At 29.0% G+C, this 15,100-nt stretch carries 10 protein-coding genes; 1 reads left to right on the top strand and 9 read right to left on the bottom strand.

The genetic code is table 11. From position 1 onward, the window contains the following. Positions 1–79: 79 nt before the first annotated feature. The 7 genes from mraY to rsmH all read right to left on the bottom strand — a co-directional run bounded on the left by mraY (position 80) and on the right by rsmH (position 10,507). Positions 80–1,033 carry a phospho-N-acetylmuramoyl-pentapeptide-transferase gene (mraY, locus tag B3603_RS06095; protein WP_291561981.1) on the bottom strand — a complete coding sequence of 318 codons (954 nt, stop codon included), beginning with the start codon at positions 1,031–1,033 and terminating at the stop codon, positions 80–82. Between the two features lies 1 nt (position 1,034). Then, positions 1,035–2,423, bottom strand: coding sequence for a UDP-N-acetylmuramoyl-tripeptide--D-alanyl-D-alanine ligase (locus B3603_RS06090; protein WP_291561978.1), 1,389 nt, complete (start codon positions 2,421–2,423; stop codon positions 1,035–1,037). After that, on the bottom strand, positions 2,424–3,872 hold the full coding sequence (locus B3603_RS06085) for a UDP-N-acetylmuramoyl-L-alanyl-D-glutamate--2,6-diaminopimelate ligase (protein WP_291561971.1): 1,449 nt from the start codon (positions 3,870–3,872) through the stop codon (positions 2,424–2,426). Between the two features lie 400 nt (positions 3,873–4,272). Then, entirely contained in the window at positions 4,273–6,471 is a 2,199-nt protein-coding gene (locus B3603_RS06080; protein ID WP_291561970.1) for a stage V sporulation protein D, read from the bottom strand. A 380-nt stretch (positions 6,472–6,851) separates the two neighbouring features. Next, positions 6,852–9,050, bottom strand: a complete 2,199-nt coding sequence (locus B3603_RS06075) for a stage V sporulation protein D (protein WP_291561967.1) — start codon at positions 9,048–9,050, stop codon at positions 6,852–6,854. 26 nt (positions 9,051–9,076) lie between these two features. Next, positions 9,077–9,556, bottom strand: a complete 480-nt coding sequence (locus tag B3603_RS06070) for a septum formation initiator family protein (RefSeq protein WP_291561965.1) — start codon at positions 9,554–9,556, stop codon at positions 9,077–9,079. A gap of 27 nt (positions 9,557–9,583) precedes the next feature. Then, entirely contained in the window at positions 9,584–10,507 is a 924-nt protein-coding gene (gene rsmH / locus B3603_RS06065; protein WP_291561962.1) for a 16S rRNA (cytosine(1402)-N(4))-methyltransferase RsmH, read from the bottom strand. Between the two features lie 620 nt (positions 10,508–11,127). Here rsmH and ychF point away from each other — a divergent pair. Then, positions 11,128–12,225, top strand: a complete 1,098-nt coding sequence (gene ychF, locus B3603_RS06060) for a redox-regulated ATPase YchF (RefSeq protein ID WP_291561959.1) — start codon at positions 11,128–11,130, stop codon at positions 12,223–12,225. Positions 12,226–12,441: 216 nt separating this feature from the next. On the opposite strand, the gene B3603_RS06055 is transcribed toward ychF, so the two are convergent. Both B3603_RS06055 and B3603_RS06050 read right to left on the bottom strand, forming a co-directional pair. Then, on the bottom strand, positions 12,442–12,576 hold the full coding sequence (locus B3603_RS06055) for a hypothetical protein (RefSeq protein WP_291561956.1): 135 nt from the start codon (positions 12,574–12,576) through the stop codon (positions 12,442–12,444). After that, positions 12,560–14,923, bottom strand: a complete 2,364-nt coding sequence (locus B3603_RS06050) for an AAA family ATPase (RefSeq protein WP_291561954.1) — start codon at positions 14,921–14,923, stop codon at positions 12,560–12,562. Before B3603_RS06050 ends, B3603_RS06055 begins: the two co-directional genes overlap by 17 nt. Positions 14,924–15,100: the final 177 nt, after the last annotated feature.

The following is a 15,100-nucleotide window of genomic DNA, read 5'->3' as shown; positions in this document are numbered from 1 at the left end:
TATTAGTATCTATAAATTATACTGATTCACTATGACACAAAGTACACCAGAATATTTATTAGCTGCTTTTTAAGATACCTTAAGGTGTAATTGATAAGAATCCTATCAAACATAATACTACAGTAATTATAGAAAATACTGCTACAATTTTACTTTCATGCCATCCACTAAGTTCAAAATGGTGATGAAGTGGACTCATTTTAAACACTCTTTTACCAGTGAGTTTAAAAGATATAACCTGAATAATAACAGATAGAGTTTCAACCACATATATTCCTCCAACAATTAACACTAAAAACTCAAGCTTTAGTATCATTGCTACAGCCCCAATAGCTCCACCTAGAGCTAAAGATCCTGTATCACCCATAAATATCTGTGCAGGATAAGAATTATATCTTAAAAATCCTAATAATGCTCCTGCTAATACTCCACAAAATATAGATAAATTATAATATCCCATTCCAAAACTTACAAGTGCAAAAAAAGTCATTACTAATAATGTTATTGAACTAGCTAATCCATCTAATCCATCAGTTAAATTAACTGCGTTAGTGGTCGCTGCAAAGTAAAAAACAATGAAAGGTATAAACATTGGTCCTAAGTTAAAGGTTATATTGAAAAACGGTATTATAACATCAGTTCCAATTCTTGTAGAAGCATAGTATCCAAGAAAAATTGAAAGAATAACTAATAGTATCATCTTTTGCCATGATTTTAAACCTTCATTGTGCTTATGAACTATTTTTAAAGAATCATCTAACATTCCTATAATTCCAAATCCAACTAATGAAACTAAGGCAATTATTGCCTCATCAGCTACAGTTCTTAGAACTACAAATAAAGTAATAGCTGAAGCAATAATGAATATTAATCCACCCATAGTAGGGGTACCTGCTTTCTTTAGATGGCTTTTAGGCCCTTCATCTCTTATATTCTGTCCAAATTTAAATTTAGTTAAGAGTGGAATTAATAATGGTGATAAAAGTAAAGATATAAGAAATGCCACTAATACAGAATAAACAACTTTACTCATTTTATATCCCCTCCTTAACGTCTAAGTTTTCTATTTCACTTACAATACTTTCAAACTCCATTGATCTAGAGGCTTTTATTAAAATTACATCATCAGGTTTTATTTCAGAATTCAAGTATTTTACTACTTCTTCTTTATTTTCAAATAATATACAGTTTTTATCTTGAAAACCATCTTTAAAAGCTTTCTTAAAATCGCCTATTGCTATTAGTAAATCAATACCCTTAAGTTTGGCATACTGCGCTACTTCCTTATGAGCATTATAGGATTCATCTCCTAGTTCCTTCATAGTGCCCAATACTGCTATTTTTCTACCACCTTTAAAATCCTTTAATACCTCTAAAGCTGCTTCCATCGAATCAGGACTTGCATTATAAGCATCATTTATAACTGTAAACTTATTGCAATTTAATATATCAAGTCTCATAGAAGTAACTTCCAAGTTATTAAAACCTTTATTTATATCCTTATAATCCATATTTAATTCTCTAGCTGTAGCTATTGCTAATAATGAATTAAGTACATTATGTTTTCCTAAAACAGGTACAACAAAAGTCTCATCAATTAACACATTATTTTCTCTTATATTAAATTTTATATTGCTATCACCTATAATTATTCCACTTGCCATAAAATTATAATCATTTTCTATACCAATTTTTATAATTTTATATTTATCTGAAGATATTTCACTTAGTAGAGCATTATCTCCATTAAGTATTAAAACATTTTCCTTCTGAAAAAAGTCTGTAATTTCCATTTTCGCTTTTAATATATTTTCTTGTGTCTTTAAATTTTCTATATGAGACAATCCAATATTAGTTATAATTGCCATATCTGGATTTGAAACTCTAGATAGTCTATGTATTTCCCTTAAGTTACTCATACCAAGCTCTAGTACTGCTATATCATAAGAGTTATCTAAATTAAATATCATAAGCGGTAGTCCCACTTCGTTGTTAAAATTGCCTTTAGTTTTAAAAACCTTATATTTTTCACTTAAAACTGCTGCTACTAAATCTTTAGTAGATGTTTTTCCTGTGGAACCTGTGATTCCTATTATTTTAATATCTAACTTATCTCTATAATATTTTGCTAAATCTAATAGTGCCATTCTAGTATCTTCAACCAATATTACTGAAGTATACTCACAAAGGTCTTCTTTACTAAAATCTTCATTATGAACTATGCATAATGCCACTCCTTTATATGAAGAATTTACCACATATTCATGTCCATCAAAATTTTCTCCTTTAAGGGCAAAAAAAATGTCATTTTTCTTTACCTTTCTACTATCTATGACAACATTATTAAATCTATCTATGGTACCTTTTACAATAAGCTTGCCTTTTAAGGCGTCTGTAATCTCCTTTATATCTAAATATTCCATCTAAGCATACAACTCCTTTATGATTTCACTTATAATTTCTCTCTCATCAAAGTGAATTCTTTTATCTTTAAGTACTTGATAGTCTTCATGCCCTTTGCCGGCTATGACTATAACATCTTTATCTTTAGCAATTTTCATAGCATACTTTATTGCTTCTCTTCTATTTTCTATAATTATATAGTTTTCTTTTTTTAATCCAACTTTTATATCCTCAATTATTTCCATAGGATCTTCTGTTCTTGGGTTATCAGAAGTAATTACTGCTATATCACTTAAACTACTTCCTATGCCGCCCATTATAGCTCTTTTACTTTTATCTCTATCTCCACCACAACCAAAAACAGATATCAATCTGCCAAAAGTAAACTCTCTAGCGGAGTTTAATATGTTTTCAAGGCCATCTGGAGTGTGGGCATAATCAACAATTACATCATATCCTAAATTATGATTTATAGTAACTATCTCACATCGTCCTGGAACAGTTACCTTTTCAAGAGCCTGCTTTATATCTTGGATAGATACACCTTCATGTATTGTAGCTGCAATACATCCTAGCGCATTATAAACATTATATTTACCTGGAATACTAAGTTTAATATTTTCTTCATCTCCGTTATAAACTAAAGTGAACTCTATTCCCCTTGAATGAAGTTTTAAATTCTTAGCCCATAACATAGCCTTCTTTTCTAATCCATAGGTTATTACATCACCATCAATTGAATCTATAATTTTTTCCCCATAGCTATCATCCATATTAATTATAGACATATTATTATTCAAAAATAATTTCAATTTAGCATTAAAATAGTTTTCAAAAGTTTTATGAAAATCCAAGTGATCTTGAGTTAAATTTGTAAATATGCCATCTGAAAATTCCACTCCATAAACTCTATCCAGTTCTAATGAATGAGAGGAAACTTCCATTACACAATATTCAACATTTTCTTTAACCATTTCATTGAATAATTGATGTAATTCTAAAGATTCAGGAGTAGTTCTTTCAGTATAAAGCTTTTTATCTCCTATATAATTTGCAATAGTACCTATAAGACCAACCTTGTGACCACATTGTTCTAATATAGACTTAATCATAAATGTAGAAGTTGTTTTTCCATTGGTTCCCGTTATCCCAATAAGCTTAAGTTTCTTACTTGGGTTATCATAAAAATTTGATGAAGCTAGTGCTAAAGCTTTCCTACTGTCTTCAACTTTAATTAATGTGACATTTTCATAATTTAGTACTTCTTTTTGCACTATTATTGCAGCTGCACCTTTATCTATAGCACTTTTTATATATTTATGACCATCTAAAGTAAGTCCTTCTATACAAAAAAATACATCTCCTTTATTAATTTTCCTAGAATCGTATTGTATATTATTTATTTCTATATCTAAGCTTCCATTTAATAATTCAAACTTAAAATTCTTTAAAAGCTTATTTAAATTCATAATATCACTCCTTTAAGCTTTTCTCTAAACATGGAAAGTTAATAACAGATTAATTAAAAGTATAAATACTTTTAATTAATCAACATATATATTTATACACTATATTCAAAGACTTATCAATAAATTGCATATAGTCAAAATTTAATTTATATAATATTTCAGTTTTCATAGCAAAAATTCTTATAAGCTAATTAAAAACACCTTAAACAATGCACAATTCACAATGCACAATTAAGGGTGAAATTATTTTCAGCAAAATAATTTCTTCAATAGATTTCTAACTAGCAATTGCTAGTTAGTGTGTGGCGAACACTGTTCGCCGCTACAACCAATCAATTCTAAATTTCTCAGCTTCTGCTGAGAAATATCCACAATTTTGAAATGTGAATTGTGAATTGAATTAGCCTCCTGATACCTTTAAAGTCACAGTAACTACCGTTCCTTTTTTTACATGTTGCCTTGGAGCAATACTTTGTTTTGATACTGTACCTTCCCCGTCAAATTCTATACGGAGCCCTAAACTATCTAAAAGTTCACTAGCTTTATCCTTACTATATCCGCTTAAATCTGGTACTGCTACTGTAGTATCAGTTTCCATTTCTTTGCCTGTATACACCGTAATTTCTGTTCCTTCTTTAACCATATATCCAGGTTTAGGATTAATATCAATTATATAGTCACCATTTCCTTCTATTTTAACATTTAAATTATTATCCTTTAAAGTTTTAACCCCATCATTTTTTTTAGCTCCTCTTACTTCAGGTGTAGCTATGTTTTTTAATAAGCTATCCTTATCTTTCTCTGAAGTAGCATCTGGTTTTAGTGCTAAATAATTAAATATGTCGTAGAATAAACTTTTTCCTACCGGTGCTGCTATTTGACCACCATAATATTGGGATGAATCAGGCTCATCTATTGTTATAAGTATAGTAATCTTAGGATCATTAGCTGGCGCCATACCTACAAATGAACCAATATACTTACCTTTTTCATATCCACCATTTTTAAGATCAGGCTTTTCAGCTGTACCTGTCTTTCCTGCTATGTGATAACCAGGTATGTATGCATTTGATGAAGCACCACTTTCTACAACTGCTTCTAAATGATTTCTCATTTCCGCCAAAGTCTCTGGTTTAAAATTTCCTTCTGTAACCTTTGGTATGAATTCTTGGTCTACTACTCTTTTATTCTCCTCATCATAATGAACAATTTCTTTCATTAAATGAGGAGTAATTAATTTTCCACCATTGGCAACAGCATTAAAAGCCATCATATATTGAACTACTGATACTGTATCACTTTGTCCAAAAGAAATAGTTGCTAAATCAGAATCACTCATTAACTCTGTAGGTTTAATTATTCCTTCTGTTTCTCCTGGTAAATCAATTCCAGTTTTTTTGCCAAAACCGTATTTTTCAATATATTTGTTTAAAGTTTCTTTACCCATTCTATCTGCTAAAGTCATAAAGCCAACATTACAAGAATTTTTTAAAATGTCTTGAAAACTTTGATTTCCATGTCCGTCCGTGTTCCAGCAGTGTATAGTACGCCCACCTACTGTAGAAGAACCATTACAATAGAAGTTATCATTTTCTTTAACGTGTCCAGTTTCTATTGCTGCTGTAGCTGTTACTACTTTAAAAATTGATCCTGGTTCAAAAGCATCACTTACAGACCTATTTCTCCATAATGCTTCAGTTTCACTATCACTAAGATTTTCTGGCCAAGGATTATTCAAATTATAATCTGGTTTATTTGCTGTAGCTAATATCTCTCCATTATTAGGATTCATAACCGTTATAGAGACTGCCTTAGCATTATTATCAGCTAACGCTTTCTCTGCAGCTTTATCAGCAAAAAATTGAATATTTTGATCAATAGTTAAAACTACATCTCTTCCATCTACTGGTTTGCTATAATCAGAGACATTATAAGGCAAATCTTCACTTCTTCTGTCCGCTTCAGAAACTTTTATCCCTGGTATACCAGATAAATACTTATTATAGTATAATTCTATTCCCGTTAATCCTTCACCATCGGAGTTTGTGTGTCCAATAGCATGTGATGCTAGATTATCATTGGGATAATATCTCTTAGTATCTGTTGAAATAACTAAGCCTATTATATCTTTTTCTTTTGAATAAGCTTTAATCTTATCAGCTACTTCTTTTTCAATTCTTCTTTTTAAAATAGCTGCATTTTTTTCCTTACCATTTGGTAATGGTTCAGTTAAAATTTCAAGCACAGTATCACTATCCATAGTCAATATTTGTGCTAAATCTGGAGCTATTTGTTTCATAGTTAATTTTTTCTTTTCTAAAGATTCTCTTAATGCCTTTAAATCTAAGTCAACTCTATATACATTAGCACTTACAGCTAATTCATTTTCATCTCTATCTAAAATTTTTCCACGCTTTGCGTCTATTCTAGAGTCATTTGTCCATTGTTGCACACCCTTACTTTTGTATTCATCTCCTTTAATAAACATTATTGTAAATAATCTATAAGAAATGTAGATAAATATTAAAAGTGTAAATAATAATGTATATTTTATTCTTTTCTTATTCATTGTTTTATTTTTTGTTTTTGCTTTTGTCACTATTATTCCTCCAAAAATTCTAATATTAAAACCTTTCAGCTTTATTAAGAAAATTTCTTTAGACTTTTTATTTTAAATCACTAAAATTCTATGTGCACATCCTCTTTCTGTTTAAATATGGCAAATCGGTAGCATATAAATTATATGCTACCGTTATACAATTGAGAATTGACTATTGACAATGGACAATTCTGGATACTTCTCTCAAGAGAAGTTTTAAATCTATTTCCTTTAAAAGTGACCAAGTCACTTTTATTAAAAATCTATTAAAGAAATTATTCTAAATAAAAAATAATTTCTACCTTAATTGTCAATTGTCCATCGTCAATTCTCCATTAATTAAAATTGTAAATTAAAATTGTAAATTGAAATGCAATAAATTAATCTGCAATTATTTGTAAATGAACTGTAATTACTGTTCCTTTGTTAACATGTTGTCCCGGCGCAATACTCTGTTCAGATACTACACCTTCACCTTGAATCTCTATTTTAAGACCTAAGCTGTCTAAAAGTTCAGTAGCTTTTTCTACACTATATCCATTCAAATCTGGTACTGCTACTGTGTTATCTGAGTCTAATTGATCACTGGTATATACTATAATCTCAGAGCCTTCTTTAACCATATATCCTGGTTTAGGACTAATATCTGATATATACTCGCCATCGCCTTCTATTCTAGCATTTAAATTATTATCCTTTAATATTTTAATACCGTCATTTTTCTTAGAACCTCTTATTTCTGGTAGTGCTATACTTTTTAATAAACTGTCCTTAACTTCCTCTAAAGTAGCATCTGGTTTTAATCCTAAATAATTAAATATATCATAAAACAGACCTTTTCCTGCTGGTGCTGCTATTTGACCAGCATAGTATAATGATGGATTAGGTTCATCTATTGATATAAATACGGTAACTTTTGGTTCATTAGCTGGTGCCATTGCCACAAATGAAGAAATGTATTTTCCGGCTCCATAACCACCTCTTTGTGGATCAACTTTTTGTGCTGTACCAGTTTTGCCCCCTATATGATATCCTGCTATATGAGCCTTTGAAGAACCTCCACTTTCTACAACCGCTTCAAGATGACGTCTCATATCCGCCATAGTCTCTGGCTTAAAATTTCCTTCAGTTACTTTTGGTTTAAATTCTTGATCCACTATCCTTTTATTATTTTCATCATAATGAATAACTTCTTTCATTAAATGAGGGGTAATTAACTTTCCACCATTAGCAATAGCATTAAAAGCAGTCATAAATTGAATTGCAGATACTGTGTTACTTTGACCGAAGGAAATAGTTGCCAAATCCACATTTGTTATAGATTCTGTAGACTTAATTATGCCTTTTGCTTCACCTGGTAAATCAATACCAGTTTTTTGTCCAAAACCATACTTTGTTATATATTTGTTTAAATTATCTCTTCCTAATCTTTCACCTAGAGCCATAAATCCAACGTTACAAGAGTTTTTAATTATCTCTTGAAAAGTTTGACTCCCATGTCCTGCTGTTTTCCAGCATCTTATAGTTCTACCACCAATTCTAGAAGAACCACCACAGTGAAATGTATCGCTTTCTTTTGCAACACCAGTTTCTAATGCTGCTGTTGCTGTTACTACTTTGAAAATAGAACCAGGTTCAAAGGTGTCACTTACAGCTCTATTTCTCCAAGATTTTTGAATAGCATTTTCATCAAGATTCTCAGGCCAAGGTTTATTAAGATTATAATCTGGCTTATTTGCCATAGCTAGTACTTCTCCAGTATTAGGATCCATAACCAATACTGATACAGCACTAGCATCATTATCACTTAGTGCTTGCTCGGCAGCTTTTTCAGCAAAAAATTGAATCTTTTCATCAATAGTTAAAACTACATCTCTTCCATCTATTGGTTTACTATAATCTGAAATAGTATAAGGTAAGCCTTCACTTTTTTTGTCAGTTTCAGAAATCTTTATTCCTGGCATACCAGACAAGTATTTATTGTAATATAACTCTATACCTGTTAATCCATCTCCATCAGAATTAGTATGTCCAATAACATGAGACGCAAAATTTTCATTTGGATAATACCTTTTAGTATCTGGTGAAACAACCACACCTCTTATCTCTTTACTCTTAGAATAAGACTTAATTTCATCAGCTACACCTTTTTCTACTCTTCTTTTTAGAATAGCTGCCCCTCTAGGCTTGCCATTTGGTAGTGGCCTTGTTAAAATATCTAACACCTTATCATTATCCATGCTTAGTATGTTTGCTAAGTCTGGAGCTATTTGTTCCATAGTTAATTTTTTATCTTTTAAAGAATCTCTTAAAGTATTTAAATCTAAGTCAACTCTATATACATTTGCACTTATAGCTAACTCATTTTCATCTCTATCTAAAATTCTTCCACGCTTCGCATTAATTTTAACATCACTTGTCCATTGTTGAATACCTTTGCTTTTATATTTATCCCCTTCAATAAACATTATTGTAATTAATCTATAAGTGAGGTAAATAAATATTAAAAGCGCCAATAATAAGGCATATTTTAATCTCTTTCTAATTATTACCTTATCTCTCAATTCCCCTTTCGCCACTATTACTCCCCCAAAAAATCTTACTGTTAAAATAAAATATTTTTGATTTTCTCAAAAAAACCTTCCTTAGATTCTTCAACAACTTTTTCACCATGGGGTACTTCAACCTGTTCTAAATTGCAATATATAGCAACTCCAGCATTAGGCTTTTTCATTTTTAGCTTAGTTGTAGCTATATCTTCTATATACTTTAAATTATTAAATTTGATAAGCTCAACTTTCATGCTTTCATTTTGTTCACGGACATTATATATTTCTTCTTGCTTTTTAATAATATCACCCTGTGTTCTATATATAGAAGAATATCTAAATAAAATTACAATTGCCACTACAAAGCTAAGTCCTATATTTCTTATAAGCTTTAATCTTCTTTTGAGAATTTGTTTCTTTTCTATTTTAGTTTTATGTGAATGTTTTTTATCTTCCTGCCTCTTAGGCACAGAAGTAGTCTTAGGTTTTAAAACTGTATTGCCACTTATCACATTTTTATCTTTTTCTACTAACATTTTACTACCCCCATAGTATTTTTAGAACTAAATTTTCTCAGCCACTCTAAGCTTTGCACTTTTGCTTCTTGAATTTAGATTTTTCTCTTCTAAAGAAGGTTCAATAGGTTTTTTACTTATTAACTTAACTATTGGTGTCTTCCCACAAACACACATAGGTAATTCTTTAGGACAAGTACATGGATTTTGTAATTCTTTAAATTTATTTTTAACAATTCTATCTTCTAAGGAATGAAAAGTAATTATAGCAATTCTACCCTCTTTATTTAGGAATTCAACTGCATCTTCAATAGTTTTATTTAATATAGTTAATTCTTTATTAACTTCTATTCTTATAGCTTGAAAGGTTCTTTTAGCAGGATGACCTCCTTCTCTTCTAAATTTCGCTGGAATAGCTGCTGTTATTATATTAGAGAGTTCTAAAGTAGTATTAATAGGCCTTCTATTAACTATAAAATTAGCTATTCTCTTTGCAAATTTTTCTTCACCAAAACTTTTTATAACATCTGAAAGTTCTTCTTCACTATAATCATTAATTACGTTATATGCAGAAAAACTATTTTCTCTATTCATTCTCATATCTAAAGGAGCATCTTTCATATAACTAAAACCCCTTTCAGCTTCATCTAACTGATAGGAAGATACACCTAAATCCATAAGAACACCATCAACTTTTTCAATTTTTAACTCTTCTAATACTTCTTTTATATTATAAAAATTATTATGCACGAAAGTCACATTTTCATAATTCTTTAATCTTTCCTTAGCTGCATTTAAAGCATCTAAATCTTGATCTATACCAATTAATCTTCCTTTACTTGATAACTTCTTAAGTATTTCATTAGAATGACCTGCACCACCTAGGGTACAATCTACATAAATACCATCTTCTTTAATATTAAGCGCATCTATGCACTCTTCTAATAACACTGAAATATGTTTAAAGTCCATTTTAAAGTCTCCTTCAATAAATTATTACTATACTTATTAAGGTCGTTTATCATCATTTTCTTCCTTTGTATAAAATTTAAACTCTATTAAATATTTATAACATAAATTATTCTATGAGTATATAAAAATTCCTTCAAAAAGGTGGATTTTTTTATAATCCTTTTTTAGAGAATATTTGTTGTTTTTTCTTAATTTTCTCTTAAAATGCTTTGAAAATGTTGAAAACCCTCACTTTATGCTGTTACATTAAATTACAATTCTTTCTAGAAAAATATTATTTTCTTTTAAACTCACCATAATAATAAAACTTTTTGTAAAACCTAGTTTTCCCTACAATTGTTGAAATATATTCCGTTGTAGAGTATAATTTAAAAGAATTTATTTGAGTTTTTAAAAAGTTATTTGTCATAATGTAGATATAAATTTGTAAAATTATTGTATATTATAATAATCTACAAAGTAGTTATATATCTATATTAACTTGTAAATTGAATATCTAATTTAAATATTAAGGTTTTGGAGAAACTATAAAAACTTTATATAAGGCATATGAAATACAATTAAAACTCAATTTGCTTTTATAATATACATGAAGAGAAGAGAAAGGAAAGAAAATATATATGAAATTAGGAATAGTAGGATTACCAAATGTAGGAAAAAGCACTCTTTTTAATGCTATCACTAAAGCTGGGGCAGAATCTGCGAACTATCCATTCTGCACAATTGAGCCAAACGTAGGTGTTGTTAGTGTACCAGATAAAAGATTAGATGTGCTTGAAAAAATGTATAATACGAAAAGAAAAGTTCATACTGCTATTGAATTCTATGATATAGCTGGTCTTGTAAAAGGTGCTAGCAAAGGAGAAGGCCTTGGAAACAAGTTCTTATCTCACATAAGAGAGGTCTCCTCAATAGTACATGTAGTTAGATGTTTTGAAGATGATAACATAGTTCATGTTGATGGATCTGTTGATCCAATAAGAGATATTGAAACTATAAATTTAGAACTTATTTTTTCTGATCTTGAAGTTTTAGATAGAAGAATGGAAAAATCTCTAAAACTCGTTCGTTCTGGAGATAAAACTGCTAAGATTGAATATGCTCTAATGGAAAGAATAAAAAAACACTTAGAAGAAAATAAACCTGTTAGAACTTTAGAAGTCACTGATGACGAGGATGAATTTATAAAAGGATTGTTTTTAATAACTTCTAAACCTGTATTATATGCTTGTAATATCAGTGAAGATGATTTAATGTCAGGAAATGTTGAGAATGATTTAGTAAAAAAAGTTCAACAATATGCAGCTAGTGAAAATTCTCAAGTTATAGTTGTTTGTGCTAGATTAGAAGAAGAATTATCTACTCTTGATGATGAAGAGAGAAAAGATTTATTATCTGAATATGGACTTGAAGAATCAGGACTAGATAAACTTATAAGAGCAAGTTATAAATTATTAGGACTTATGAGCTTTTTAACTGCTGGTGTTCAAGAGGTTAGAGCTTGGACTATAAAATTAGGAACAAAAGCACCTCAAGCTGCTGGTAAAATCCATAGTGATATTGAAAGAGGTTTTATAAGAGCTGAGATTGTTTCTTACGATAAGCTAGTTGAATGTGGATCTGAAGCAGCTGCAAAAGAAAAAGGCTACTTCAGATTAGAAGGTAAAGACTATGTAATGCAAGATGGAGATGTTGTAAACTTTAGATTTAATGTATAGTTAAATTAATTGATGATTAATAATGAATAATTAATTTCTTAAATAAAAGCCATTAATTTACTAAAATTTTATTTTGTAAATTAATGGCTTTTACTATTTTTAATAAAGTATACTTTGCTAATAGTTTTAAAAGAAATTGACCTATGAAATTTTCACTGTCTACTGAAAATCTTTTTGATTATAATTGTCAAAATTTAATTTTCCAATGAATAAAGATTATTCTATGATTTTTTTTATTGATTTTTTTATTTTTTTATTAATTTTTTTTAAATCTACCTTTCTATCTACCTTTTCTAAACCCGCATTAATAGTTTCTGGAATTACCTCTTTTAAATTAGGCATTCTCTTCATTAATAATTTTATCTTTGATTCCTTTAGCTTTATCTCCATCTTTACCTTGGATATTATTTTTATCATTATATTTTTCAATCTCCTTGTTTATTGCTTTAGTAACTTTATCAAAGTTTATTGCTGGTTTATCTAATAAAACTCTTACAGCATCTTCTACAGACTTCATTGTATAAATAGAAAACTTCCCTTCTTTTATTGCTATTTCAACTTCTTCACATAATACTAAATCCTCTTTATTAGAAGCAGGTATTAATACACCCTTATTTTCTATAGTATCCATAGCCTTGCAGACCTTAAAAAAGCCTTCAATTTTTTGATTTACCCCACCTATAGGCTGAACTTCTCCAAATTGATTTATAGATCCTGTCACAGCAATATTTTGCCTTATTGGAATCTTACTTATAGAAGATAACATGCATATTATCTCTGCTATAGAAGCACTATCGCCATTAACAACTCCATAAATTTGTTCAAAGCTTACATGTAAGTCTACTGGTAATTTTGTATACCCTCCATTTAAGGTACTAATATATCCTTTTAATATACTTAATGCCTTATTATGAATCTTTCCACTTAAATTGCTGTCTCTTTGAGCATCAATTATATTTCCCTCTCCTTTATAGCATATGCAAGTTATTTTTATAGGTTTTCCAAAGCTTACATATCCTGTATCTATTACTGAAAGTCCATTTACTTGACCTACTTTACTATTGGCAACTTCAATTAAGGTCTTACCTTCCTTATAACTTTGTAAAATTTCTTTTTCAATAAGCTCCTCTTCATAGGCAATATCAATAATATCTTTTCCATCAATAGTATTTCTATTTTCTTCTTTTACTTTATTATTAGCAAGTAAGATTAAATTGTTTAATTCATAGCTTTCAAAATAAATTTTATTTTTATTTTCTGCCTTTCTCGATAAGCATTTAGCTATTTGTTTAATAGCTTCATCCGTCAATGGTCTTATATTATTTGCTGATGAAAAATTATTTATTTCTCTGATTAATGCTCCTTTTACATCTTTATCTATATCCAATATTGGATTATATTCTGTTCTCATCTTAAATATCTTTTTAAAATCTTCATCATGAGTATAAAGCAAATCATAAGTTTCATAATCACCAATTAATATAACCTTCTGCCTTATATTAATTGGCTTGGGTTTTAATCCACTAAGAGCCAAGAGCTCTAAATATCCTTTGTTATAATCTAAATCTACCTTTTCACTTAAAAGTACTTTTTTCAAATAATAGTATGCCTGTGAATTGCTTAGTAGATTATTTACTCTTAAAATTAAACATCCTCCATTGGCTTTTATTAAACTCCCTGCTTTTATCAGTGAAACATCGGAAACATATATACCATTGTGATTTTCATATTCAATACTTCCAAGAAGATTATTTAAATTAGGATCTTCTTCAAAAATCACTGGTGGAGAGTTTTGTTCACTATTATCCACTATTACATTTATCATATATTTATAAATTATTTCATTTATTTTATCTTCATCATCATCATAGCTAATACTATAGTTGTCAATTAAATATGTTACTATGCTGTCGCATACATATTCTAAATATTCTATCACTTCTGTATCTCTATGAAAGACTTTCTTGTATTCTTCCCTTTTATCTTCTAATTTTTCATTTAAATAATCATGCATAATACCTTTTATTTTCTCCAGCTCATTTACTTCCATAAGCTTCAGTTCTTCCAAAATTTCCTTAGCTTTAAGTTTAAGCTCATTTACCTTAGATATCATCAGCTCTTTTTTATCTGAATCTAAATCTTCATATTCCTCTTCCGTCATTTCCCTACCATCATTTAAGGGTATAAAAGTAAATCCTCCATCATTTGATTTAATTTCAAATCCACTACTTTTAGATATAATAATTAAATTATTTATAATTTCATTTCGCTTCTTTTGAATTGTATCTACAAGTTTTTCCTTCTCTTTACTTATAGAATTATTATAAAATTCAAAAGTATATTCTATTAAACTACTTTGTATATCTTCTAAGGTAGCTTTAAATTTCTTTCCAAAGCCATTGGTTACAAATATAGGTATTGGTTTTTTTTCATCATTTTTAACTACATAACATATATCATCAGGCTTATCTCTATCTTTAAGCACATTTTCAATATATTCTATAATTGTTTTAACCTTATCCATGGAATAATCATCAACTAAATATACATTATATCCTTCTTTATCTATTTCAAGGGCGGTTTTTATCTTTTTATATGCTTCTGAATATTGTGGTAACACAGATTTATCTTTCTTAGAGCTAATACCACCAAATTCAAAATTATATATAACTTCCTTTGGAGTCAACTTTCTCTTCATAACTATCCTCCCGGTAAAAATCACTTATTATATTAATATTCCTGCAAATGGTTTTTTGGAACAAAATTATTAACTTTTTACCATAAACCTTGAAACAATAGATAATAAGTGCTTGTGAATTATGAATTAAATAAAAAAAGTATAGTATACTAATATATACAATTGAGAATTGACTAT

The organism is Clostridium sp. UBA2485, from assembly GCF_002341865.1.
GTDB lineage: Bacteria > Bacillota > Clostridia > Clostridiales > Clostridiaceae > Clostridium_J.
The sequence above is the reverse complement of the archived record's forward strand: the minus strand, read 5'-3'. Positions and strand labels throughout refer to the sequence as shown.